Origin of the sequence: Microcoleus sp. PH2017_08_TRC_O_A, assembly GCF_020738665.1 — a bacterium.
Lineage (GTDB): Bacteria > Cyanobacteriota > Cyanobacteriia > Cyanobacteriales > Microcoleaceae > Microcoleus.
The window spans coordinates 35,958-60,752 of record NZ_JAEQCE010000050.1; the positions used below are offsets into that span (position 1 = coordinate 35,958).

Below are 24,795 nucleotides of genomic sequence, written 5' to 3' on the forward strand. Positions count from 1 at the left end.
GCTCAAAACAAGTATTTAGGATCGCGTGCAGTCTAGGTACGTAGTTGCGCTTCAGCGCTCTTTATATCTATGAAAGAGCGCTGAAGCGCAACAACGTACCTATAGATTAATTCCACACATAAAAAAATAAGGTGCGAATTTCGCACCCTACCAGTTAGAAAATAAGGCGCGCAGCGCGCACCCTACTAATTAGCTGTTCTGGGGAACGGGAGCAGGAACGCTCGAACCGACTGAATTAGTCGGCGCGCCAGTCTTAGCCCGCTTCTTGATCAAGATTGGCTTGACGCTGTTTTCTCCACCAATAGGGGGATCTTCTTGTTGAGCGTAATCCGCGCCCATCCAAGCCGGACGGCTTTGATCGAAGGCCATTTGCAAAGCTGCTGCGGCGATCGCATGGGAGTCGTATTCCTCGGACAACTGAGACACCAGAGGCAAGAAAGATGCCATTCGTTCGCCAGCCAAAGCTTCGCGAACTTTACCCTGCATCTTTTCCAACTGACGAGCTTCAATTTGTGCCCGTGTCGGAATGTTTCGTACAGTCAAGCTCGATCGCACGTGGCGTTCAATCAAGCGCAATTTGCGGCGATCCACTGGTTGAATCAGCGTGATCGCAGTTCCTTCGCGGCCGGCCCGGCCCGTGCGTCCGATCCGGTGAACGTAGCTTTCTACGCTATCGGGCAAATCGTAGTTAATAACGTGAGTCAAGTGATCCACATCCAAACCCCGCGCAGCAATATCAGTCGCCACTACCCAGCGGACTTGACATTGGCGGAACCGATGCAGCAAACGTTCCCGCTGTGCCTGATTCAAATTACCGTGATATTCGTCAACGCTGTGGCCTGCTGCTTGCAGTTGGCTAGTAAGTTCCGCCGCCGACTGCCGAGTCCGCACAAAAATCAGCGCCGATTCCGGGTCTTCCATTTCTAGGATTGGCTGCAAAGCTCTTGCCTTAGACCAGCCGCGGGGAACCATATACACGCCTTGGCTGATGCGTTTCGGCGTTGCTTTTGGTTGTTCTACGGTGACGTTGACTGGGTTCCGCAAATGCCGCGCTACCAATTTCCGAATAGAAGCTTCCATCGTCGCCGAGAAAAATGCCGTTTGACGGTCTTTTGGTGCAGCATCCAAGATTCTTTCCACATCTTGGATAAAGCCCATGCTCAGCATTTCGTCAGCTTCATCCAAAACCAGCCACTGTACCTTGTCGAGTTTCAGGCTGCCGCGGCTGAGCATATCCAATATGCGTCCGGGTGTACCGACAACAATGTGAACGCCGCGCTTCAAACGCTGCATTTGGCGATCGATCGATTGACCGCCGTACACGGTCAGAACTTGCAGAGAGCGACCGACTTTTACCGGGCCGTCGCTGCTGATACCGCTCAAATCGCGGATGGCTTCAGTTACCTGCATGGCCAATTCACGAGTCGGTGTGAGCACCAATGCTTGCACCGCAGTTAGATCTAAATCAATCCGCTCCAAGATGGGCAACGAGAATGCTGCCGTTTTGCCCGTTCCAGTTTGAGCTTGACCCACAACGTCGCGGCCTGCTAGCAGGTGCGGAATTGCTTGTACTTGGATGGGAGTAGGTTCTGTAAAGCCGAGTGTTTCCAGATGGAGAACGAGTTCTTCGGAAAGACCCAAACCTTCAAACAATAAATTCATTAATTCTCCTAATAACGAGTCTTAGCCTTCTAAGTTGCCCAACTCGGATGCGGATTTCTGCTCTAGGGCAGGAACTCATTGTGAGTTCTGTATGGTGCTGCGCCTGCGCGCACCTTTTCAAATAGCAATCGAGTATAGGGCAGCTCCGTCGATGGTGACTAATTTACCGATTCGACAGCCGTCTTTGATTTTCTGACATCACCGATACCAACCGCCAGCGGTGGGGTTATCGGCTTCCAACATTCTTTAAACAGTACATTGGACTTCCTTTGAGGTACTTGCAAGCTTTCTCTCTAGGGCATTTTATAGTGAGGATGATGACCAGCCCCACTTTACTACATATATAGTAGTTACAGTTTTGTTGGTTCAGGCGCTATCCCGCAATCCGTCGCCTGCGGGATTCAACAGGGTATGTAGCGACCGTCAGTCGATTTTAGATTTTAGATTTTAGATTTTAGATTTACTCCACAGATGAATCTGGCAGCTTGAACTAGCGTCTAAAATTTTAATCTCTCTACTCCTGGCGTCGGCGGCTTCTATCCGTTTTTGGACTACCGTTACCGCCTATCCATCTCAACACTCTTTCGGGATACCGTTGTGGTGTAGGGCGGACGGCGAAGCAATCTCAAATTCTCCCCGCTGGTTTCTGACTTTATATTAGCATAACTCTTTACATTCAGAAACAAAACAGTGAACTACCCGACGCTGACCTGCGGTAGAGCACGGGCTTCCCAATTCATTGGCAACAGCCGCCAGAACTCCGTAATTCTATTGGTCTTACATTGCCTCGCCCGGGCAGGAGTCCTTCCAAGACCCATACTTTTTCTGGCAACACGTACCTATGAGCTTGGTTTTCGCTTACGGCATTGGTGGTCAAGATGTACCAATTTTATCAGAAGAATTGCTCGTTTCCTCATCCACCCCGTCGCTGTTCCACAGCACGGCTTGGAATTCGACTCGCGGGAGTGGAATCGTCAACTCACTGGCACTCATCCCGACGCGAGGCTACGCTCCTAGCGGGGGGCTGATACTGCTTTAGCTAACGAGACAGTTCGAGCGATTTCTACTTGACCATGAAGGTCGTAGAAATCTGCGTCTGTAATTTTCACAGGTACGATCGATCCCAGCCGTGCTTCTCCTGTCACATAGACGAGTCCGTCTACTTCTGGGGAGAACCGGGCGGATCTACCAATCAACTCACCTGTCTCTGGTTGTTCTTGTTCTATCAGGACATCAACTACCTGACCGACAGATTCTTGATTCTTTTTTAATGATATAGGTTGTTGTGCCGCCATAACTGCATTTCGCCAAATTTCCATTTTTTCTGCTGGGAGTTGATTTGGCAAGCTGTAGGCTGGGGTGCCTTCTTCGGCGGAAAATGTGAATACTCCGACGTGATCGAATTCGTGGCGCTTGACAAATTCCAGCAAGTGTGCTGCGTGTTCGTCTGTTTCGCCAGGGAAGCCGACTATAAAAGTTGTCCGCATCACGGCACCAGGAATTGATGCTTTCAGGCGATCGACTATGGCATCATTGATCCCAGCTTGGAAAGGCCGATTCATCGCCCGCAGAATTTCCGGGTGCGAGTGTTGTAGAGGTAAATCCAAGTATGGCAAAACGTTGTGAGTTTCGCAGATTGCCGCCACAACTTGCGGAGTCAAACCTGTAGGATAGGCGTAGTGCATCCGAATCCAAGGTACATCTACTTCGCCCAAAGCGCGGAGTAATTCGGCTAGTTTGGGTTCGCCATAAATATCTTTGCCGTAGTTGGTGGTAATTTGAGAAATTAGGATAATTTCCTTTACCCCTTCGGAGGCTAATTGCTTAGCTTCAGCGACAATAGATTCTATGGTGCGCGATCGCTGATTTCCGCGCAAGTGCGGGATAATGCAAAAAGCGCAACGGTAGTCACAGCCTTCGGCTATTCGCAGATAAGCGACACCTTCCGATGTTGTGCGATAGCGAGGAGTAGTTTCGTCAGCGATGTAAGTAGGTTCACTAGAGACGAGGGAAACTCGATCGCCCTTTTCGACCCTTTGCATCACATCGACTATTTTATGATAATCACCAGTGCCGACAATTGCGACGGCTTCGGGCAATTCATCCAGCAATTGCTGCTGAAAATGCTGTGCCATGCAGCCAGTGATGACTACTTTTTTATTAGCTTCGGCTAATTCTACCAGGGTGCGGACTGATTCTTCTCGCGCAGCTTGGATAAAACTGCAAGTATTGACGACGACGTAATCGGCTAATTCTTCATTAGAATCGACTTCATAGCCTGCTTGAGCCAGCAAGCCAATCATGTGTTCGGTATCAATGCGATTTTTTTCGCAACCGAGGTGAGTAAATGCGATCGTTGGCTTCGTTGCCATGCAGTAATATTTGCTGTTGCGATAGTTTTGAGAACTTTTTATGGTATCACACAATTTGACAATTTGCAAGCTATGGGTGGATGGGTGCGATCGGGAATTAAAATTATTCGGCGGTTGAAACCGCTTCTACACAAACGAAGTCCGCCTTCGCGGACTAAGAAATAAAGGCTGTCAACTGTCAACTAAAGTGGTATCCCAGAGCGATCGTTCTTCAAGTTCTTCTTGCCAAGCTTCGGGGTTATTGCGTAGAGTAATATAAGCTTGGTTTGCTGCTTCTAAAAATTGTTGTCTTCGGTATTGTTCGATCGCTTGTTCGAGAACTGCTTGGATTGATTTTCCAGAGCTTGCAGAGAGTTCTGCGAGAATTTTATAAAATGTATTGGCGATCGTAACTGTAGAAGTTTGATTCATGTTAGTTTTTTACTTACCCCAAAGTTACCCAACTATTATAGCTCGTATTCAAGTATCCGTTCGTCTTGCGGGAAATCTTGCGGGAAGATTGCACCTCGGTTTTGTAGTTCATACTTTGCATCTTCAGATAGTCCGGCATTGTTACCAAATCGAGAACTTTCTACTTTGGCAGTGCTCAGATTGGCATTGCTCAAGTCGGCATTGCTCAAATCGGCATTGCTCAAATCGGCATCACTCAAGTTGGCACTGCTCAAGTTAGCATCGCTCAAATTGGCGGTACTCAGGTTGGTCGCTGTCAAATTAGCATTGTGCAAATTGGCATTGCTTAAATTGGCATTGCTTAAGTCAGCATTAATCAAATCGGCACCGCTCAAGTCCGCATCGCTTAAGTCGGCAAAACTCAAGTCGGCATCCATTAGCAAAGCATTTCTCAAGTCAGCACCACTTAAGTCAGCGCGACAAAGTTTTACGTTTGTTAGTTTAGCATTGCTTAAGTTCGCAAAACTCAGATCGGTACGACTCAAATCGGTATTATCTAAGTCAGCGCCACTGAGATTGAATCGGCTCAATTTGCAGCCAACTGCTTTAACACTACTTAAATCAGCTCCTGCTAAATCTTTATCTGGATTTAGACCAGCCTGTTTCATCAATTCCGATAAATTATCTGTATCTGCTTCAAGGATTTGTTTGATGTCATTTGCAAGCAATTCAGACTCACTAGAGTTAGGAAGTTGCGATTGTCGTCCCTCAAATTTAGTCGGCTCAGACTCACTGGTATTAGGAATTTGCGATTGCTTTGTTCCACTCGCAATGACAGGATGATGTTTGAGTTGCGATTGCTTCGTTTCACTCGCAATGACAGAATTCTGTATTAGCTGAGTCTGCCTCGCATAAAATTTAGTCAGTCGCTTCTCTTCGCTCCAAGCAACAAACGCAATTCCCCCAACTACACTTAACCCTACTGTCAAAGCTGGCGGACTTCCTCCTGTCAGCAACAGTATCCCCAACAAACCAACACCAACTTGAGCCGTTTGCTTGACTAAAGAATTTAATCCAGCTTCAGCTTCTTCATAAAGACTAATTTGTTTGCGGTTGACTAAAGTCATATCAAATATCTCCTAGGGATTATTTTTCAAATCTTTTAAATCTGCCCAAAATCTACCAATAATTCGACCTGCGAGAACTATCCACAACAAAAAATCAGAAGCTACAATAATGAAACAAGCATAACGAGATACACCCCAAGGGCTTTCTTTTAGACAAATATCGAAACCTGAAAAATCTTTACCGATAATAATTTCACCGATTAAACCGGGAAGTTTTAAAAGAATACCGATCGCGATCGCATCCTGAATTGACCCAAAAACTGTTCTCCCAAGTTGACCCATTAACCCATATAACACCTGATCGACAACCTCTAAAACATTCATCACTAACTTTTGCGTGAATGTACCCAATTTCGTACTTACTGGAGGAGATGGCACTACAGGAGTTGGACTCGATTGGGATGGTGTCGGAGTCGGAGTCAGCGGATTCGGCGGCGTAGTCATTACGGCACGGTATAAATTTTTATAAATATCGATCGCACTTTTTCAGATTATATCACACCAGAAAGTCTAGGAATAACAGCTTTGGTTAGTTCGGCAAACCAGCAAGAAAAATCTTCTCTGCCGTTAATTTCAACTCTGGGAATGCCAGCGATTCAACTATGTCATTTCCCCGAAATTGGCTGATTTGATATTCCCCGTCAACCAACTGATAAACCGAGATAGTAGGTTGTTTCGGATTACCAATAAAGCGTCTGCCGCCCAAAGCAGCATAATCCACAACCCAATATTCCGGGATACCCAATCTTTCATAATCAGCTACTTTAACCAGGTAATCATCTTGCCAGTTCGTACTGACAACCTCTACAGCCAATCGCACCGAAGATCCCATCGTGATGACGGATTCTTTTTTCCAGCGTGGTTCGTTTGCAAGTGCGGTTCTGTCTAGGACTATTACGTCTGGTTGATAACCTGCTTCGTCACGGACGGGTTTAATTAGGCAATCACCAGGGATAAAGTAAGGCAATTGCAGCCGTCTGATTTCAAAATTGATTTCACTGGAAAGAAAACCCGTAACTTCCGAATGGTCGCCGGTTCCTAAAGGCATTTCAACAATTACTCCGTTGTGTAGTTCGTACTTATGGACAGAGTTCTCTGGATACCAGGCAACGAACTCATCAAACGTGATTGTTTTGGATATGGTTTGGATCATGTTGCGGTTTCCTCTGTCTGGTGATTAGTATGCGGAAAGCTAGAAGATTACACAATGTACAAAGTACAATTTTTGATATTCTTTTAATATCCGATCGCCCCCCAGTCGTTCTAGCTCGGCTCGGTTGGAGGCAGACCGGCTCGAAAAATCACCTCGGTAGTCAACCTCAACTCTGGGAAAGCCAGCGATTCAACTATGTCATCGCCCTTAAACTGTTTTACCTGATACTCGCCGTCAACCAACTGGCAAACCGATAGTGTGGGTTGTTTGGGAGTACCGATGAACTTGCGGCCGCCCAAACCGAGGTAGTCCACAATCCAGTATTCGGGGATGCCCATTTCTTCGTAGTCGGCGAATTTGAGATGGTAATCGTCCCGCCAGTTGGTACTGACGACCTCTACAGCCAGTCGCACCGAAGACCCCATCGTGATGATGGATTCCCTATCCCAGCGCGGTTCTTTTGTGAGAGCTGCTTCGTCTAGGACAACTGCGTCTGGCAGGTAGCCCGCCTCGTTGCGGACGGGTTTGAGCAGGTAGTGGGCGGGGATAAAGCAAGGCAATTTCAGTCGCCTGATTTCTGCGATGATTTCGTCCCTGGTTAAAGCTATAACGCGGCAATGGCGGCCAGTTCCTAAAGGCATTTCAACAATTACTCCATTATGTAGTTCGTACTTATGGACAGAGTTCTCTGGATACCAAGCAACGAACTCATCAAACGTGATTGTTTTCGATATGGTTTGGATCATGTTGTGGTTTCCTCTGTCTGGTGATTAGTATGCGGAAAGCTCAAATATTACACAAGGATTTACGACAACGTTGTTCGTAATCCTTGACATAGGAAGTGAAGTTTGGTATAGTCTCGCGTCCATAATATCAAAATACCGATCGCGTCGATCGACCTCAAGAAATTAGGAGACGGCAGTGCCGTGTCCCTACCCACAATAATACTGTAGGGACACGGCATTGCCGTCTCCTCTATATCATTCCTTAGTTATTTGGGATTTTACATAAAGCATTTTGCAACATACTTTCAAAAAAAGTATCCAGAGAAGTTCCCGATGCTTTCGTCATCGCAGAAAGTACACTTTTCTGAGCAAAAGAACAGTAAAGCCCCGCTTCCAAAAACCAAGGTTTTCCCTGCGGATCTATCCGAAAATCAAATAGACTATAATCGCGACAACCCAAAGCTATATGAGATTTTCTGGCCATATCCCAAACTCTCTCAGTTGCCGAATCGCTGATGTCAACTATCCACGATTTGGTACTATCTTTAGCGGCATAACCCAAGCTGCCATCGTCATTTTGTTTCAGCTTATCGGCATAACTCCGAATCGGCATTGTATCGGCATCTAGAGCATATTCTTCTAGCGGTAAACAGACTAACTCGCCTGCTTTGACGATGATTCCACAGCGAACTTCTCTACCCAATTCAATGAATTTTTCTACTAGCACTTCATCTGAATGAGTCAATGCTTTCTGCAAAGCTGCATCATAGTCAGCAGCATTTTTCACGAAAGCCACTCCAATGGAATTATCACTATTCACTGGCTTAAGTACGATCGGGAAATCAATCAAAGTTCGATCGCCCGCACGGACAACTTCTCCCAACGGTACACTTACCCCAGCGGCTGCTACCACTGCCTTTGTCCTTGCTTTGTCAGCCACCAGCGCCATCAACTCTGCGGGATTACCCACATAAGGAATATTCAGGAGATCGAACAAGCTGCGGTATTGAGTCATGCCTGGGATGCAAAACATCTGGGGGATCATTACATCAATTTGGAGGTCGGTCAGCACCTGCACAGCGCCCGCTAAAGACATGGGATGAGCGGCCTCGATCGCACTTTTATCGAGAGATGTCGGAAAACGCCAGGTGCGATCGGGAGAAACATAGGCAATATGAAATTCATACAGTGCTGAATTAGCCGTATTCTCCAAACAATCTTGAGCATAAAGGCGCGACAAATCACAGTAAAAATCACTGACTGCCGATCCAACTAAATGCAAAACTCGTAATACTGACATACTCAATCTCCTCCTATTTCCACAAGTTTGCCAATATTAAAATCAATCCGAATCCACTCTTTCGGCTTCTGCAAATTGCCCCATAATAACAATGGGATTTGCCAATGATGCACCATCAAAAATGGTAATGGATCGTTCCAATCGAAGATGGCATCTTTACCTTGGGCGATAATTTGTAACCGCTCAGAAACTAGCTTTGGCGACGACAAATTAGTCACCAATCGCCAAATTTCGTGGTAAATCCAGTAAGTCGGGCGGCTAGATGCCAAGGGCTGCACAGTTTGTGGTAAAGAGTCGCGATCTAAATAAGCCTTCGCGACATCGGGATGGTTATAAAACATCGTGATGGCTGAATGGGTGCGGGGATTACATTCGATCGCATAAATCTGTCCATCATCCGCCGCCTGAATGAAATCAAAGGAAACTTGTCCAGTCAAATTGAGGCTTTTGGCAAACTGACGAATCCAATTTTCGATGTCTGGGCGATCGACATTTTCATAGTTTACCTGAAATGCTGATGATTCACAGCAACAGTGCAACTGAATATGACCATCACGGATTGTACTGTGAGTGCAGAACTCTTGTCCCGGAATATACTCTTGCATAATCCAAGGTTTACTCTCGGAAATTGGTAAAGAGTTGACAAAAGTGGCAGTTTCGGCTGGGGTTTCGCAGGGTAATTTAGTGAGATCTAATCTGCGAATAGAATCGTAGGGAATACTTTTGATAATGTATTTGCGCTGTGCACCAGTGAAGTCAAAATCAATTACTTGCTGGGGATTTGTAATTAGGTAAGACTTCGGAACTCGCAGCCCCAAGGCTTCCGCAGCGGCGGCAAATGTATATTTATCATCCAATCTTTGCAGCATTTCGACATCTACGTGCATTACCGTACAGTGGGGAGAAAGTACGCTTTGGACTTCGGCATCGTAGTAACTGGCGACTGGACTACAAACGGGCACGTAAACATTAACTCCCTCTTGTTGGACGATTTTTAAGAGTGCTTGCGGGTATTCCTCTGTCTGGGGATTTGGTACTGTATAAAAGCGATCGACTGCCCAAGAGTAACGATGACCTGTCAGCCAGTATTTCTCAGTTTCAACCAAAATTACCCGATGACCGGCCTTGTGGAACGATCGCGCTAGCTGTAATGCCTTAGTCATCTTACCGCCACTGATCAAAATCGTTTGCGGAGTGGCTGTAGGCGATCGCGACTGGAACGGTTTAGTAAGTATGGCTCTGAGTAAGGCTATTATCGTCAAAGTTAGATTTAGGGGCATTACTAATAGCAACAAAGTCAGAGTTGCTATTGTTTTAAGTGCTGTTTGGAAGCGCCGATTCCCCGCATTTATTTTCTGTTCAGATGGCATCGCTGCAACTGAAATTGTTTCGAGCATAATTTTATAGTAAGTAGGCACTCTAATTAAACGTAATATCAAATCCGCCCTTCATCGGAATTATTCATATCCCTCTTCTCTTCATCGGCGTAAATCCGCGTGAATCCATTGTCATCTGCGGTTGCAAAATTATCTTTTTTTTGACCGCAGATACGGGTAGATAAACGCAGATAAACGCAGATGAGTGATATCGATTTTGGTGACAGACTCTGCACTCGCGATCGGAATTATTCATATCCCTCTTCTCTTCATCGGCGTGAATCCGCGTGAATCCATTGTCATCTGCGGTTGCAAAATTATCTTTTTTTTGACCGCAGATACAGGTAAATAAACGCAGATAAACGCAGATGAATTATATCAAATCCCTAAATCCCCCACCCTGCCCTGATTAAGGGAGGCTAGGGGGAGATCCGGGACAAGAAAACACGCTCTAAACGCGCCGAATCAAGGTAATCCCATCTCTCAATGGCACTAACACCTGCTCTACGCGCGGATCGTCAACCAGAGCCTGGTTGAATTTAGCGATCGCAATTCCGTTAGCAGTAGCAGTATCCGACAAATAGGGCTGTCCCTGCATCAGAGTATTATCGGCACAAATCAAGCCATTGGGCGCCAACAAACCAGTCGTCAGAAGTAAGTCGAGATAATCTGTGTATCCACCTTTATCAGCATCGATAAACACTAAATCGAACACTTCTCCAGCAGCAGCCAATTGTTTCATGGTTTCTAAAGCCGGTGCCACCTTCACTGATATTTTGTGGCCAGCAGTCGATTCGTCGAAACACTTCTGGGCAAATTCAGCGACGTAAGCATCGACTTCGCAGGCTACCACTTCTCCATCAACCGGCAGGGCTTCAGCCATCGCTAGTGCTGAGTAGCCAGTAAACATCCCGATTTCCAGCACGCGCTGTGCCTTCGTCAGATGGACGAGAAATTTGAGCATTTGCCCTTCCACATGGCCGGAGAGCATCTCTTGTTCCAAGTGGCGCACTGTCTCGCCGTCGGAGAATCGCTTACTCCAATCTTCTGATTGGGTGCGCTTGACTAAGGTGGCTAATGCCGGAGATTCGGCTGTGGTACAAAGGTTCAGGTAAGGATCGAGACCATTTGCCAACTCATAGGCTTGTTGTAATTCTGCCTTGAAAGCTGAATCGATCGCATCTTGAGACTCTACCTGCTGGACTAGACTTTCGAGTTTAGCCGCTAGAATCCCAACTGGGGTAACAGGTCTCATCTTTATACCCCTGCTGTGGAACGAGTTCCAACTTTGTTCAGTACCACATACATATTCTCGCCATCGCCATTGCGTGGGTAGCCATGACAGATTTTTTGATGCACCGCTAGGGCTTCATCTAACTCAGTCCGAGTCAAATCATTCATGAAAAAGCAGTCACCAATGGGGCATGGAGCCGCCGCACGTTGGAGACCGTCACGGGTACGGGCGATGGATGTTGTTGCTTTCCAGAGCAATTCTGATGTAAGATGAGGGCTATCAATTGCTAGTCCGAGGCGACTCATTAATCCTAGGATGCGATCGCGCGAGGCGATCGAAATGTAGCCCCGTTGTTGAGCAATAGTCGCCGAAAAAGCCATATCGATGGCGACACTATGGCCGTGGAACATCGGAATTTCCGGTGTTAGTTCCAGCGTCGGACTCCAAGTGTGACCATAGGCAATCACTCGATCCAAATCTAGCTCGTGCAGGTTTGGTACTTCTAAGGCTAGCATTGATTGAATCGCATTGTAGGTTAAGCGATGCGCCACTTCTCGCAGTTCTGATGTGCCATCTAGATACCCAAAGTGGCTGTGCAGCAATGCTTCGCCGTAGTTTTCCAACAATTCAAAGATTTCTTTGTTGCCAACAACCGCGATCTTAATTAACTCTGCCATGCCGTTGCGTATTTGGTCGATCGGCAGAGTTTTCAGGAAGGAGAAATCTAAAATTACTTTCTGCGAAGCATGGTAAGCACCGAGGCGGTTTTTTAGTTTACCGTGATTCACAGCTACCTTGATCGCCACACTCGCATCAATCAGCCCAATTAGGGTTGTTGGTACGCGAATGTAGTTAGTCCGACGACGATAGGAGGAGCAGGCAAAACCTGTTACGTCAGTAGTCAATCCACCACCAACCACCAATACAGGTTCTTTCCGCACCAGTCCGAAATCAACAAAGGCATCTATGATGCTTTCAAAGGTGGTTAAGGTTTTATCTGGTTCCTTGATACTCACTGGAAAGACGGTTAAATCTATCTCGTGATACTGGAAGTAAGCGTGCATCTGCTTGCCGTACAAACCATACACTGTCTGGTCTACAACCATTAGACAGCGACCAAATTGCCGATAGCTATCCGCAATTTCTGGATTTTCGAGTTTGAAAGCGCCATCTACATAGAGTAGACTGAAATCAATTTTTTCGTACCCTTCAATGTGAAAAGCGCGATCGGTAGCTGTAAACGTAGCTTGAATGTCACCCATAAATTTTTTTCACTTTCATGTTGGTAAGTAACTGTAAGTATCCGGGCGAACCTCAAAATTATCAATCCCTTTGTTGGTAAGCTTCCTAGGTATTAACTGGACAAATTAATTATTTAATATTACGTTAACAATTGACCTGAAAGTTCACTTTCAAACCTGTTTGTTAAGAATACGTTAAATACTGTTTGTACAGCATTTGTACTGAAAGCCATCCTAGGATCGAGTTGAGACGGCCTCAATGCTTACACAAAACTTAACATAACGAATTTCTCATATTTGTGCAACCAAATTTAGATAAATCTCATAAAACTGTTGAGGAATATTAGATAATGGGCGATTTTTAGTTAAAAACTTTACAGATAAATCAGTATTTGAGGAAGTTTATGTATCCTAGGATACTCAGTAAGCCAAAAGGGCGATCGCGATTGACAATAAATGTATAAAATTATACTGAAAATTCAGGGAGTGTTTTAAAGTCAATTCAGCTTAGGCTGGAAACACCAAAGACAAATCCAGAGACAAATCGGGAAACCCCGGAATTACGACAGCCTCATTTTGCAGAACGACTTTTTGCGATCGATAATTGAAATCACCTTGTCTTTTTTGATAAGGTTCGCTGTGCATTTCGAGTTGACGATCGACTAAATTAAATATCCAATAATTAGCAATTCCAGATTCGGCATAGAGAGATAGCTTTGTTTCGCGATCGTACTTTAAAGTAGAATCAGAAACCTCAATTACTAACAAGATATCCGCAGGCTCCGGGTGAGAAGCTAAATAACGATCGGAACGATTGCGGGCGATAACCACATCAGGTTCTGGTTCGCTATCTGTAGTAGATAAAATTATCGGCTCTTGACCGCGCACGATCGCCTTTTTTATCGCCAGCGTGCACAACTCTCCTAATAGTAGCGAATTACAAACAGAATGAAACGTAGTTTTAGCAGCTTTGATGATAATTTCTCCGCGAATCAATTCTACTTGCTCATCGGGAGCGAAAAATCCCAGTTTTCCCAAACGGTGATATTCTGCGATCGAGAATCTTTTCGCGGTGACACTATTCGTAGCTTTCCTTACCTACTTTATTTCTTAGTCTCGCGTTGCGCGGACTTTGTTTTTGTAGACGCGATTTCAATCGCCGAGTTATCTGAGAAGATATATTAAGCCCGATCGCCCGGGAGCACTTGAACAGCAGCAGCCTCCGGTAATCGATCGTAAGAACTTCCACCCAAACTATTAACTTGACGCATCAAAGTGCCCATTTCCAGAGCACTCATCCCATAATTCCAGCCCAAATTGCTCTTAATTCCCGCCCTTTCCAAAGCTTGCTGCATCGTGTCAGTCGTCACCACGCCAAAAATCACCGGGACACCACTTTGAAAAGCAGCAGCAGCAATTCCTTTAGAAACCTCACCAGCTACAAAATCGAAATGCGGAGTTTGACCGCGAATTACCGCACCCAGACAGATTACCGCATCGTAGCGGCCAGAAAGAGCAGCTTTGCGGGCCACCAAAGGAATTTCAAAACATCCGGGAACCCAATAAAAATCAACTTGATTTCCATGAGGATTGATATCAACGCCGTGGCGTTTCAAACAATCTTGACATCCTTCCAAAAGTTTGTTGACAATCAAATCGTTAAAACGACCGATGACAATCGCAAATCGCAAAGATTCTGTTTGAGTAAAATTTCCCTCGAAAACTGCCATAGTGCTCTAATTTTAGATTTTAGGTTTTAGATTTTAGATTTTTGTTTGCCAGAAGGTAAAGTTTAGAAAGCAGAAACATCTGATTTTAATCTCAAGTGCACAAACATACAGGATCGCGCGGATTGGAAATTTTTTAGTGGGTACCGAATACCGAATACCTTCAAAATTCTGGTTAATGCCTTCAGCCTTCTATCTTTTACCTTCTTTATTCGAGAGCGATGGGCGAGCTTAAACTACCAAAAAGTTCAATACAGCCACTGCAATAACCAGCAAGAACCACAGACCTGAACCTACAAAAATCAAGGATTTAGACTGATTCCAGTTTTGGGGAGAGGCATAAGCAACAGGCACGCCAACTACCATCACAAAAGACAGCAGTACGAGAGCCAGTAAAACCAATTGAAACAGAATTGATAACATTTTTTCTCCTTTCGATATAGCCGTGCGTTGACGAGAAATAGTTTGTAATAATCTGGATAAAAATTCCAGATTATAGTTTTTGACCCATTTAAAAACGGGTTCACTTCCCCGACTTACGTCGTGGAGATTTCAAAATCTTAGACCAAAGTTGCATCTCCCAGATCGATCTGTGGAGTAAATCTAAAATCTACAATCTACAATCGACTGACTGTATCCCGATAGTAATCCAGAAATTGTCGGTTGATTGATACGAAAGAGACTTTGCAAATTCGGGCGTTGCGCGAACAGGCGCCAGCGGCTCTTGAGATTTACATCAATTTTATCATTGTTCGCTACTTGACAGAACACTGGGTTCAAGACAGGCTGAAGGCTGAGTTAAGCAGTCGAGGTCGCATTAAACCTCGGAAACCGGGTTTATTAGGTGATTTCTGGTTCCTCGTCGCAATTTTTTTACCTAAACCCGGTTTCTAGCCCCATGCGTAAGTTTTGCTATAGTGCGATCGCCCGGTATCAAAGCCCCAGAAATTGCTAGTGTGGGAGTGAGAGATACGAGATTTTCCGGCTATGGACTTAGTTTTGTGCCACACAACAGCAGATTTTGACAGCTTGGGAGCAGCGGTGGGACTTTGCGTGCTGCGCCCCGGTAGCAGAATTGTGCTGACTGGGGGTTGTCACCCGACAGTGCGGGATTTTTTGGCGCTACACCGCGACGAGTACCCGCTGATCGAACGTCGATCGGTCAATCCGCAACAAATTCGATCGATTACTATAGTAGATGCCTCGGGGCGCGATCGTTTAGGAAAAGCCGCCGAATGGCTGGATTTGCCACACCTCAACGAAATAGCGGTTTTTGACCACCATCTCCAAGCCGATTTAGACATCCCCGCTACGGTTACACAGATTGAAGCTGTCGGCGCAACCACCACATTAATTGTCGAAAAACTCCGCGAAAAACTCAAAAATTCAGCAGAAAACGGCGATACAGTATCCCGGCTTTTACCTTCAGAAGCCACAGTCATGGCCCTCGGTATCCACGTCGATACCGGTTCCCTCACCTTCGACGGCGCAACCGCGCGAGATGCAATGGCTTTGGCGTGGTTGATGGAACAAGGAGCAAGTTTGCGGGTAATCTCTGAATATGTAGAACCCGGTTTGTCTCCGCAATTGCAGGATTTGCTCAGAGAAGCATTGGAGAATTTGCGATCGCAAACCTTGCACGGTTATACAGTAGCTTGGGTATTACTTTCTACTGAAGCCTACGTGCCCGGACTTTCGGCGCTAGCTTCTCGCTTGTTGGATTTAACTGAAAGCGATGCTCTACTTTTAGGCAATGTCTATAAATTTAGCGAAAACGACAACCGCAACATCGCCCAATCGCCAGTTTCCAACCGCTTAGCTATTATCGGTCGATCGCGTATCGAAGGCACAAACCTCAGCGAATTGTTCAAACCTTTCGGCGGCGGAGGCCACGCCCGCGCCGCATCCCTCGCCACCCGAGATGTTGACGCCCTGCTGACTTTAAATCAATTAGCCGACGAACTCAAAGCTCAAATCCCGCACCCTCCCACCGCCCGCGAATTAATGTCATCCCCAGTGAGGAGCATTCGCCCGGAAATCTCCGTGGGAGAGGCTCACCGTATCCTCCTACGTTACGGACATTCTGGACTTTCAGTGGTCGATACGGGCGATCTACTGGCAGGCATTATCTCGCGCCGCGACATTGATATCGCCCTCCACCACGGTTTCAGTCACGCTCCGGTTAAGGGTTACATGACTCCGCAGCTAAAAACGATCGCCCCGGATACCTTGCTGCCAGAAATTGAAGCTTTAATGGTGACATACGATATCGGGCGTTTGCCAGTATTGGAAAACGGCCAACTCGTGGGAATTGTGACTCGCACTGACGTGTTGCGGGAATTGCACCAGCAAAAAGCCCGCGATAGGGGCAGTAATTCTCAATTGTCCGATTATCCTGTATCTGAGTCGGTTGAGCAGTTGTTGCGATCGGGCATTAGTAGCGAATTATGGCAATTATTGTCGATCGCTGCCAACATTGCACGAGAGCGCGGCTGGCAACTTTATATTGTCGGTGGAGCAGTCCGCGATTTATTATTAGCTTTGAATGACACCAAGGGCGGGCAAGATGCCCACCCCACAACATTAAACTCTTGTGGAACAGGCATCTTGCCTGTTACCCTAACTGATATTGATTTGGTAGTTGATGGCAACTGCGGTACCGACGATTCCGGTGCCGGTGTCGAATTAGCCTCAGCGCTCCAGAAATTATACCCAGACTCGCGTTTAGACGTTCACGGTCAATTTCAAACCGCCGCGCTGCTGTGGCACAAAGACTCTGCTTTCGGTTCGCTGTGGCTGGATATTGCTACGGCTCGTACTGAATTTTATCCTTATCCGGCTGCAAATCCTGAAGTTGAAGCGAGTTCGATCCGCCAAGATTTGTACCGCAGGGATTTTACTATTAATGCGCTGGCTGTGCGGTTGGGAGTTCCCCGCAGCGGCGAATTGTTGGATTTTTTTGGCGGTTTGCTAGATTTGGAATCGCGGCAAATTCGAGTTTTGCACGCTAACAGTTTTATCGAAGATCCGACGCGGATTTATCGGGCGGTGCGGTTTGCGGTACGGCTGGGATTTTCCATTGAATCGCAGACTGAAGGATACATCCGCCACGCTTTGGAAAGCGGAATTTATTACCGAATTCAGGGGGAAAACGGCAGAGCTCCGGCTTTGGAAACTCGCCTCAAAAGTGAATTGAAGTACATTTTGCAAGCTCCTTATTGGCAGGTTGCTTTGCAGATGTTGGGAGATTTGCAAGCTTTGCGCTGTATTCATCCTACTTTAGATTTGGATCGTCCGTTGTGGCGGCGACTGCGTTTGCTCGATCGATGTTTGAATGGAAGGAAGAAATCCGAGGGAAGTCGGAAGAAGGAAGAGGGAAGTCGGAAGAAGGAAGAAGGAAGAGGAAAGAAGGAAGAAGGAAGAAGGAAGAAGGAACAAACTATTCCCAATGCCCAATTCCTAATGCCCGATGCCCAATTCCCAATTCCCAATTCCCAATTCCCAATGCCCAATTCCCAATTCCCAATTATCAATATTCCAGATTGGCTGATGCGGCTGGAAGTTTTGATCGCTTATTTAGCACCGGAATATCGGGTTAAAGTGGCTACAAATCTTCAGTTACCTGCTGACAGTATTAAGCGGCTGGAAGTTTTGGAAGCTGGAAATCAGGAATTAGCAAAGGGTTTACTGAAGTGTAATTTACCCAGTCAATTAGTGTTTCTGTTGAGGAATTATGAGTTGCCGCTGTTAATTGCGATCGCCCTGCAAAGCCCCCGCAGCGCCCGCCGCCAGATTTGGCAATATATCACCCGGTTGGCGAATGTTGAGCCGCCTTTAAACGGCAATGACTTGAAGGCTTTGGGTTACAAGCCCGGGCCTGGGTTTAAGGTAATGTTGGATGATTTGTTGGCGGCTGCGTTGGATGGCGATTTGGGCGATCGGGCTAGCGCGATCTCTTTCTTAGCACAACGTTACCCTCAATCTTAGTCTGCTATAGCGGCTCTAGCTCTCATATGAGGTACGTTGTTGGGCTTCAGCCCTCTTAGTTCAAGGGTTATATAAGCTGTCAGTCATACCTCATCTTTGTGAGAAAGGCTATATATGTCAGCAGCACGTTATTTTTTGTAAATATATCGGCTAATAATTGCTGAATTTTACCGTCATCTTGTATCCGTTAATCGGGTACACTGACTCGTTGCCGCACAGCCATCTTATATCCGTTAAATCTCGCGCCAGCGAATTCGTTGCCGAACTTTTTTCTTCCTTATTCACAAGCCGATCGTCGCACATTATTAGATTTTTTGAGAATTTACGTGAAAAAACAGCGTCCTCCTGGTTTAATCGCAATTGTCGTTTACAAAACTTTTGTAGCAGCCCTCTTGACAGTAACTTCCGTCGCTTTACTTTTAGCGCTGAAGAATCATCAAGCCTTGGAAGATTTTTCGGAATCGTACTTCTTGGAAAGTAAATTAAAAATAATTGAGCTTCTACTAGATAAAGTTCTAAGTGTAAAGCCTAAAACATTACTATTTAGCGGACTTGCAGCAGGACTTTATGCCGCTTTAACTGCTCTTGAAGCAGTTGGTTTGTGGTACGAAAAAGGGTGGGCGACTATTTTGGTTTTAGCGCTGGTAGGTATCAGTATCCCGCCCGAAATATATGAGTTATTTCATGGTTTTACCGTACTTAAGCTGGTGGTTTTTATCGCAAATATAGCGGTGTTTTGGTATTTGCTGCACCATTTGCCGAAGCACGGTAATTCAGTTGACAGTTGACAGTTGACAATTGACAGCAACTTCTACCTGGAAGCCCGAGGATTGGGGTAATGAATCGTCTGATTTTAATTTATACGCCAAACCCATAGGCTTTAAACAAATTTTTTATTGTAAGGAAGATTAAAGTTCAATACGCTGGAGTCCTAATACCATTTTTTTAAATTTATAACAGACTTTAGAAAATACGGAAAGTCTATAAATTACAATCTCTTGTCGTCGTATAGCCTTTCTCAAAAAGGTGAGGTATGACTGACAGGTTATATAACCACTGAAACCAAGAGGGCTCTCTTCCCAACAACGTCCGCGAATATGAGAGCATAAGGTACACTGCTATTAAAAATTAGTCAAAAAAATAGACTTTTCTATTTTCAAGTAGCGACGCACCTGTGCCATTGCGCTTTCACCAAACAACCATGTTTGTAATATGAATTTTCAAAACTCTGGCAACATTATTCGTAAGGTGCGGATACATCAACAATCCCTAAAATTAATTCACTTTTCGAGCGGCAACGAATCTTACCTACAGAGTCGATCGCACAAGCCGAACACTTGTTTTGTAGCACTACTTTTGATAAATGGTATAAGTAAGACTCCCTTCTATAGACTTTCTCAGCTTTCTGGAGGTACAAGTTGAGATGTTCCCTTTTTAGATTTGAGATTGGGGATTGAGGGATTGATTGGTCAATACTTCATCTTTTTGAAAAGATATATCATAACAGTGACCACAAGTCAAATAAAAACCTAAATCTTTACATAAGCCTGCGATTGGTAAAGATTTGATAAAGGCAAGAGGGGTTATACCCCCCATGGGCTATAGTCATAGTCATATAGATGCACCCTGATGGCTTTCCCGTTCCACAAGAGCGGGATTTTTATTGGCAAAAAATTGTGTTAAGTTTTGAGACGACGGCTACAGATAAAATAACCGCCAGAGGCAAAGATGACCTGGCAGAGCAAAACCGACGCCCTAGGGCGCCGATCGTCGATCGAACATCAGGCCTAAAGAAAGCTAAACAACCCAAAGGCGGTAGCATAGTTTGGGAACCGGCATCAACTAAAGATGAACTTAGCGCCAGCAACAGTCCTGCAAAAGGGCAAATACACAATTAACGCGACTTTAGGCAGAGGAGGGTTCGGCATCACTTACCGAGCTACCCACACCCAATTAAACCAAACCGTCGTACTCAAAACCCTCAACGAAAGTCTGCGCCAACACCCAGCCTCTGCCCAGTTTCAGCAGCAGTTTATTGCCGAAGCCCAGCGCCTGTCTCGATGCCAGCATTCAAACATCGTCAGGGTAATTGACTTTTTTGAAGAAGCCGGACAGTCTTTTATCGCGATGGACTACATTCCGGGCCAAACTCTCGCCCAAATAGTCGAAACCAGTCAGCCGCTACCAGAAGCCCAGGCCCTGCACTACATTCGGCAAATAGCCTCAGCGGTAAGTACAGTTCACCACAGCGGATTGCTACACGGAGACATCAATCCAGAAAATATGATCCGGCGAGCCGATTCTCATCTAGTAATGTTGATAGACTTCGGTGTTGCTCGCGACTTTATCGCCGACACGAAACAAACTCACACTAACTTGCTTTCCCCAGGATACGCGCCGCTCGAACAATACCTCTATGACGGTAAATGTACGCCTGCCACAGATGTTTACGCGATCGCAGCCACCCTTTACTACTTGCTCTCCGGCGTACCACCCGTAGCAGCACCCCTGCGCGATCGCATTCCCCTGGCTTCTTTGCGGCAATTTCAGCCCAACCTCAGCCCCGGCATTGAGCGAGCAATCCTTCAGGGACTCGAAACCGACCCCCAGAAACGCCCCCAGACAGTGGAAAATTGGCTTACTATGCTGCAAGAAACAGAGCGATTACCCGCACAGAGAACAGACAAGCAAAGTTTGCGATTGCCAGCACCTCCCCCCCTGCCGTTGACCTTGCTGGCGTTTGTCGTCACGGCTGCAATTGCTGGCTGGATGGGTTTTGACTTGGCCTGGCGCTACCACAGCATCAGTGCCAGCAACAACAGATCCACAACTCAATCCTTCCCATCTTTGGAAGATTTGCTCAAATCCCGTGATTTGTCAGGGCCGATGTTCGGGCAGCCGTCTGTCGAAAGCAGCCCTCTGGTTCCACTCCAACTCAACAAGCGCCCCAAACCCACGTCAGACAGCAGCATACCAGAACCGATCGACAACTCAACAGCTAGCGCCCAACCTTCTGCCTCCCCAAGCCCGGAGACTCCCGCCCCAGATCCTGAACCTTCAGCATCCCCAACTCCCGATCCCGAAGCGCAGATCTCTGAGTACCCCATTCCAGAACCTAAAACTGAAACCCAGCCAGCACCCGAAGCAGCATCCGCACCTGTACCAGAAGTTCCGCCCCTGCCACCCGAATCCCGCAGATCCTCCCCTCCCGTACCCGCACCCGCCCCGTCTGCTGCCAATAGTTCTGAAACATTCCCACAGCAAGAATCCGCACCGACAGTACCGTCACCGGCCCTAGGATCGATCGAACCGCCAATACCAAGCCAAAACGGCAGCAATTCCGGTACTTCGATCGCACCTTACTCGCCGCCCCCCGTGCCAGAACCGACAGTGCCTTATCCTGAACCTGCGACAAATTAGTATTCTTTTTTTTGCTTAAAAGGGCGAACTAATCCTTGGTTTGAGGATTGACTAAATATCCATCGATTGTGGAGCGAATAACGCCATTCCAAACCACAGACAATTTCGCACAACCTGCGATAGACTCAGAAAATATCAATAGCCATTGCCGGAAATTATCGAATATTTTCTATCACCTAACTAATCAGAATGGAAACCCCAAAATTTATAAATATTTGATATTTTGTGGTAAATTATGTTAATATTGAGACCGGACGGCTAGGTTGTTCGAGGTCGCCCATTAGTTCTGCCAAACCTACTAAGCTTGAGAAAGGTTTGAGTAAAACTAGAGCCGAGAATGCCGTGAGTTACCGTGGTGGCGCCCTATATGCGATCGCGATCGGTGCAAACAGTTGTTTTTTTCGGTGCAAGCCAGGGTGGTCGATCGATTCGGGCAAAGTTCCTTTCTTTGGGAACAAGCGCCATCGAGGATAAGCAAGTTATAATTTGTTGCGGAAGCGTACAGAGATTTCTATATGAGTAAACCCCCAGTTCATGCCTTTTTTGTAGGAAGAGCAGTTGCCGAAGCACTGTACGAGCAATTAGAAAGCGCAGCAACCAACGCTTTCTCCGAACTCGGCAAATTTGACGCCGAACAAAGAGAACGCCTGCGCCAGTTCACAGATAAAGTTGTAGAACGGGCCAATCGCGCTGCCGATGAGGCGATGCAGACCAGAACTGGTACTGGAACCACCAGCACTACTACTGACATTCAAGACATCCATCCCGCAGACTTGCAAGTAACGATCGACGAGCTGCGCGCCGAAGTCGCTCTCGTGCGATCGGAATTGCAGCGCTACCGCAGCAGTTTGCCTTAACAAAGGACGATTCCAGCGGACGATAGCTCCGAAGTGACGATCGCAACAACTACTGATTGTTACACGAGCGCAAAGCAATGCGCTCCTGCGCTCCTTCCTACCTGCAATCAAAGCAACAACATAAAATAAGCAATTTGGGAACCCAAGTGTCTGCTCTCCTTGATGACTCTGTTAATCGCCAGCGCTCCCCCAAGCGTACTAGCGACGCCGATGAGCCAAAAACTGCTGGTAAATCCTACAAAAGTAAAGCTTATCGCTGGAATCGCGAAAAATATTCCCGGCAGCGACGCTTCTTCGACATTTGGGCCTTTGTCTTGCTCTGGCTGGCTTCGCTGTGGTTCGACAGCAAAAACTGGAGCTACTGGGGAGGTGTAACTGAAGAAAAGAAAGTTGCCAGACGCCGCTTTCAAGCTATCTGGGTTCGAGAAACACTCTTGGATTTAGGCCCGACTTTCATTAAAGTTGGACAATTATTTTCCACCCGCGCCGACTTGTTCCCGGCAGAGTTTGTCGAGGAACTTTCTAAGCTGCAAGATAAAGTGCCTGCTTTCAGCTACGAACAGTTAGAGGTAATTGTCGAGCAAGATTTGGGCAAGACTGTTGAGGAACTCTACCGCAGCTTCGATCCTGTGCCCCTGGCCGCTGCCAGTTTGGGTCAGGTACACAAAGCTCAACTGCACTCGGGCCCGGAAGTTGTAGTAAAAGTGCAACGCCCTGGACTGCGAAAGCTGTTTGAAATAGATTTGCAAATTCTCAAGGGGATTGCTCGCTATTTTCAAAACCATCCTAAGTGGGGCCGCGGCCGAGATTGGATGGGGATTTATGAGGAATGTTGTCGCATTCTGTGGCTGGAAATAGACTATCTCCATGAAGGCCGCAATGCTGATACTTTTCGCCGCAATTTTAGCAACTGCGACTGGGTGCAGGTGCCACGAGTTTATTGGCGCTACGCGGCTCCGCGAGTGCTGACTTTGGAATACCTACCAGGGATTAAAATCAGCCACTACGAAGCTCTCGAAGCAGCCGGGATCGATCGCAAATTAATCGCTCAGTTAGGCGCTAAAGCTTATTTGCGGCAGTTGCTCAACGATGGCTTTTTCCACGCAGATCCCCACCCCGGCAATATCGCTGTGAGTGCTGACGGATCTCTGATTTTCTACGATTTCGGCATGATGGGTCAAATCCAGTCCAACGTCCGCGAAGGACTGATGGAGACTCTCTACGGCATTGCTTCCAAGGATGGACAGCGGATTATGGATTCTCTGATCAACTTGGGCGCTTTGGTTCCCACAGGCGATATGAGTCCCGTGCGCCGCAGCATCCAGTATATGCTCGATAACTTCATGGATAAGCCTTTTGAAGAGCAGTCCGTGAGTGCGATTACCGATGACCTTTACGATATTGCCTACGACCAACCTTTTCGCTTCCCAGCTACCTTTACTTTTGTAATGCGAGCTTTTTCGACGATTGAAGGCGTGGGCCGGGGTTTAGATCCCGAGTTTAACTTTATGGAGGTGGCACAACCTTTTGCCATGCAGCTTATGACTAATGGAAATGGGCCGGATGCAACGAGCAGCATTTTTAACGAACTAGGCCGTCAGGCGGCTCAGGTGAGTTCGACTGCTTTGGGTTTGCCCCGCCGGATTGAGGAGACTATTGATAAACTCGAACAGGGAGATTTACGGATTCGAGTCCGTTCTTCCGAAGCTGAGCGATTGATGCGCCGCATGAGCAACGTTCAAATGGGCACTAATTATACTTTGATGATGAGTGCTTTTACTTTGTCGGCGACAATTTTGTTTGTCAGCAATCAAGTATGGCCCGCTGTCGCTGTGGCTTTGCTGGCTGCGGGTGCTGGGTTTGCTCTGTTGCGTTTGTTCAAACGGATCGATCGATTAGATAGAATGTCATAATGCGGCCAATTGACGATCGAAAATTTCTGGCTTGAGATTTGTCGCCTGCAAAAACTTAACATTTAACGAGTTCGCCGGGAATTCCCCATCCTCTCGTAGTGTAGGAACAGCGTAGCGTCTTCCGCAACGAAGAAGGTTGGGGATGAAAGGCAGGTGGATGTAGCGCAGCGGAGCAAGACTTAAGTGGCAAATAGTCTGCTAAACTTATCTACAGTTGATTGCTGAGAGTCAGTTCCATGTTTGCCGTCAAGCGAGCGCTCAAATTAAATAATACTGAAGCAACCTTGATGGCAAAACACGCAGGCTTTCGG

The 24,795-nt window shown here is 46.6% G+C and carries 23 protein-coding genes; 9 read left to right on the forward strand and 14 right to left on the reverse strand.

From position 1 onward, the window contains the following. Positions 1-189: 189 nt before the first annotated feature. Positions 190-1,662: a DEAD/DEAH box helicase gene (locus JGK22_RS18410; protein WP_293184930.1), complete on the reverse strand. Its 1,473-nt coding sequence runs from the start codon at positions 1,660-1,662 to the stop codon at positions 190-192. Between the two features lie 841 nt (positions 1,663-2,503). Between JGK22_RS18410 and JGK22_RS18415 the strand changes: the two genes are divergently transcribed. Continuing rightward, positions 2,504-2,701: a hypothetical protein gene (locus tag JGK22_RS18415; RefSeq protein ID WP_293184928.1), complete on the forward strand. Its 198-nt coding sequence runs from the start codon at positions 2,504-2,506 to the stop codon at positions 2,699-2,701. Here JGK22_RS18415 and rimO read toward each other — a convergent pair. The 13 genes from rimO to psbZ form a co-directional block, all read right to left on the reverse strand. After that, positions 2,676-4,034 carry a 30S ribosomal protein S12 methylthiotransferase RimO gene (gene rimO, locus JGK22_RS18420; RefSeq protein WP_293184926.1) on the reverse strand — a complete coding sequence of 453 codons (1,359 nt, stop codon included), beginning with the start codon at positions 4,032-4,034 and terminating at the stop codon, positions 2,676-2,678. The genes JGK22_RS18415 and rimO overlap by 26 nt on opposite strands. A 171-nt stretch (positions 4,035-4,205) precedes the next feature. Beyond that, positions 4,206-4,445, reverse strand: a complete 240-nt coding sequence (locus tag JGK22_RS18425; RefSeq protein ID WP_293207732.1) for a hypothetical protein — start codon at positions 4,443-4,445, stop codon at positions 4,206-4,208. A gap of 35 nt (positions 4,446-4,480) precedes the next feature. Continuing rightward, a complete protein-coding gene (locus JGK22_RS18430) occupies positions 4,481-5,551 on the reverse strand; it encodes a pentapeptide repeat-containing protein (protein ID WP_293184921.1) in 1,071 nt (356 codons plus the stop codon). Between the two features lie 12 nt (positions 5,552-5,563). Next, on the reverse strand, positions 5,564-5,995 hold the full coding sequence (locus JGK22_RS18435) for a hypothetical protein (protein WP_293184920.1): 432 nt from the start codon (positions 5,993-5,995) through the stop codon (positions 5,564-5,566). Between the two features lie 85 nt (positions 5,996-6,080). Beyond that, complete coding sequence (locus tag JGK22_RS18440) at positions 6,081-6,704, reverse strand: Uma2 family endonuclease (protein WP_293184919.1); 624 nt, start codon at positions 6,702-6,704, stop codon at positions 6,081-6,083. A 110-nt stretch (positions 6,705-6,814) separates the two neighbouring features. Continuing rightward, positions 6,815-7,450 (reverse strand): Uma2 family endonuclease, encoded by a 636-nt coding sequence (locus JGK22_RS18445; protein WP_293230197.1) that lies wholly within the window; start codon positions 7,448-7,450, stop codon positions 6,815-6,817. A 241-nt stretch (positions 7,451-7,691) separates the two neighbouring features. Beyond that, positions 7,692-8,729, reverse strand: coding sequence for an ATP-grasp domain-containing protein (locus JGK22_RS18450; protein ID WP_293313365.1), 1,038 nt, complete (start codon positions 8,727-8,729; stop codon positions 7,692-7,694). 2 nt (positions 8,730-8,731) lie between these two features. Next, positions 8,732-10,126 (reverse strand): ATP-grasp domain-containing protein, encoded by a 1,395-nt coding sequence (locus tag JGK22_RS18455; RefSeq protein WP_293277528.1) that lies wholly within the window; start codon positions 10,124-10,126, stop codon positions 8,732-8,734. Positions 10,127-10,556: 430 nt separating this feature from the next. Then, on the reverse strand, positions 10,557-11,360 hold the full coding sequence (locus JGK22_RS18460) for a class I SAM-dependent methyltransferase (protein WP_293277530.1): 804 nt from the start codon (positions 11,358-11,360) through the stop codon (positions 10,557-10,559). 2 nt (positions 11,361-11,362) lie between these two features. Continuing rightward, entirely contained in the window at positions 11,363-12,601 is a 1,239-nt protein-coding gene (locus JGK22_RS18465) for a sedoheptulose 7-phosphate cyclase (protein ID WP_293207740.1), read from the reverse strand. 486 nt (positions 12,602-13,087) lie between these two features. Continuing rightward, positions 13,088-13,636 carry a Uma2 family endonuclease gene (locus tag JGK22_RS18470; protein WP_293184977.1) on the reverse strand — a complete coding sequence of 183 codons (549 nt, stop codon included), beginning with the start codon at positions 13,634-13,636 and terminating at the stop codon, positions 13,088-13,090. Positions 13,637-13,761: 125 nt separating this feature from the next. Further along, a complete protein-coding gene (gene ribH / locus JGK22_RS18475; protein ID WP_293184911.1) occupies positions 13,762-14,310 on the reverse strand; it encodes a 6,7-dimethyl-8-ribityllumazine synthase in 549 nt (182 codons plus the stop codon). A 228-nt stretch (positions 14,311-14,538) separates the two neighbouring features. Then, on the reverse strand, positions 14,539-14,730 hold the full coding sequence (psbZ, locus tag JGK22_RS18480; protein WP_293184909.1) for a photosystem II reaction center protein PsbZ: 192 nt from the start codon (positions 14,728-14,730) through the stop codon (positions 14,539-14,541). Between the two features lie 240 nt (positions 14,731-14,970). Between psbZ and JGK22_RS18485 the strand changes: the two genes are divergently transcribed. The 8 genes from JGK22_RS18485 (at position 14,971) to JGK22_RS18520 (ending at position 24,484) form a co-directional block, all read left to right on the forward strand. Beyond that, entirely contained in the window at positions 14,971-15,201 is a 231-nt protein-coding gene (locus JGK22_RS18485) for a hypothetical protein (RefSeq protein WP_293184908.1), read from the forward strand. Positions 15,202-15,294: 93 nt separating this feature from the next. Next, positions 15,295-18,294, forward strand: coding sequence for a CBS domain-containing protein (locus tag JGK22_RS18490; RefSeq protein ID WP_293313367.1), 3,000 nt, complete (start codon positions 15,295-15,297; stop codon positions 18,292-18,294). Positions 18,295-18,551: 257 nt separating this feature from the next. Continuing rightward, positions 18,552-19,082: a DUF2127 domain-containing protein gene (locus JGK22_RS18495; RefSeq protein WP_293184907.1), complete on the forward strand. Its 531-nt coding sequence runs from the start codon at positions 18,552-18,554 to the stop codon at positions 19,080-19,082. An 888-nt stretch (positions 19,083-19,970) separates the two neighbouring features. After that, a complete protein-coding gene (locus JGK22_RS18500; RefSeq protein WP_293225761.1) occupies positions 19,971-20,192 on the forward strand; it encodes a hypothetical protein in 222 nt (73 codons plus the stop codon). Then, complete coding sequence (locus tag JGK22_RS18505; RefSeq protein ID WP_293184906.1) at positions 20,143-21,714, forward strand: protein kinase; 1,572 nt, start codon at positions 20,143-20,145, stop codon at positions 21,712-21,714. The genes JGK22_RS18500 and JGK22_RS18505 overlap by 50 nt, the downstream gene beginning before the upstream one ends. Before the next feature lie 315 nt (positions 21,715-22,029). Further along, a complete protein-coding gene (locus JGK22_RS18510) occupies positions 22,030-22,188 on the forward strand; it encodes a hypothetical protein (protein WP_293184905.1) in 159 nt (52 codons plus the stop codon). 41 nt (positions 22,189-22,229) lie between these two features. Beyond that, positions 22,230-22,571: a DUF6825 family protein gene (locus tag JGK22_RS18515; protein ID WP_293184904.1), complete on the forward strand. Its 342-nt coding sequence runs from the start codon at positions 22,230-22,232 to the stop codon at positions 22,569-22,571. A gap of 146 nt (positions 22,572-22,717) precedes the next feature. Beyond that, entirely contained in the window at positions 22,718-24,484 is a 1,767-nt protein-coding gene (locus tag JGK22_RS18520) for an AarF/ABC1/UbiB kinase family protein (protein ID WP_293184903.1), read from the forward strand. Positions 24,485-24,795: the final 311 nt, after the last annotated feature.

What these genes read in the sequence shown, in the direction of transcription:
- JGK22_RS18505 (WP_293184906.1), top strand. Translation starts at nt 20,143, where the DNA reads ATGAACTTAGCGCCAGCAACAGTCCTGCAAAAGGGCAAATACACAATT.
- JGK22_RS18440 (WP_293184919.1), bottom strand. Translation starts at nt 6,704, where the DNA reads ATGATCCAAACCATATCCAAAACAATCACGTTTGATGAGTTCGTTGCC.
- JGK22_RS18515 (WP_293184904.1), top strand. Translation starts at nt 22,230, where the DNA reads ATGAGTAAACCCCCAGTTCATGCCTTTTTTGTAGGAAGAGCAGTTGCC.
- psbZ (WP_293184909.1), bottom strand. Translation starts at nt 14,730, where the DNA reads ATGTTATCAATTCTGTTTCAATTGGTTTTACTGGCTCTCGTACTGCTG.
- JGK22_RS18410 (WP_293184930.1), bottom strand. Translation starts at nt 1,662, where the DNA reads ATGAATTTATTGTTTGAAGGTTTGGGTCTTTCCGAAGAACTCGTTCTC.
- JGK22_RS18490 (WP_293313367.1), top strand. Translation starts at nt 15,295, where the DNA reads ATGGACTTAGTTTTGTGCCACACAACAGCAGATTTTGACAGCTTGGGA.
- JGK22_RS18435 (WP_293184920.1), bottom strand. Translation starts at nt 5,995, where the DNA reads ATGACTACGCCGCCGAATCCGCTGACTCCGACTCCGACACCATCCCAA.
- JGK22_RS18415 (WP_293184928.1), top strand. Translation starts at nt 2,504, where the DNA reads ATGAGCTTGGTTTTCGCTTACGGCATTGGTGGTCAAGATGTACCAATT.
- JGK22_RS18465 (WP_293207740.1), bottom strand. Translation starts at nt 12,601, where the DNA reads ATGGGTGACATTCAAGCTACGTTTACAGCTACCGATCGCGCTTTTCAC.
- JGK22_RS18445 (WP_293230197.1), bottom strand. Translation starts at nt 7,450, where the DNA reads ATGATCCAAACCATATCGAAAACAATCACGTTTGATGAGTTCGTTGCT.
- JGK22_RS18460 (WP_293277530.1), bottom strand. Translation starts at nt 11,360, where the DNA reads ATGAGACCTGTTACCCCAGTTGGGATTCTAGCGGCTAAACTCGAAAGT.
- ribH (WP_293184911.1), bottom strand. Translation starts at nt 14,310, where the DNA reads ATGGCAGTTTTCGAGGGAAATTTTACTCAAACAGAATCTTTGCGATTT.
- JGK22_RS18455 (WP_293277528.1), bottom strand. Translation starts at nt 10,126, where the DNA reads ATGCTCGAAACAATTTCAGTTGCAGCGATGCCATCTGAACAGAAAATA.
- JGK22_RS18425 (WP_293207732.1), bottom strand. Translation starts at nt 4,445, where the DNA reads ATGAATCAAACTTCTACAGTTACGATCGCCAATACATTTTATAAAATT.
- JGK22_RS18430 (WP_293184921.1), bottom strand. Translation starts at nt 5,551, where the DNA reads ATGACTTTAGTCAACCGCAAACAAATTAGTCTTTATGAAGAAGCTGAA.
- rimO (WP_293184926.1), bottom strand. Translation starts at nt 4,034, where the DNA reads ATGGCAACGAAGCCAACGATCGCATTTACTCACCTCGGTTGCGAAAAA.
- JGK22_RS18450 (WP_293313365.1), bottom strand. Translation starts at nt 8,729, where the DNA reads ATGTCAGTATTACGAGTTTTGCATTTAGTTGGATCGGCAGTCAGTGAT.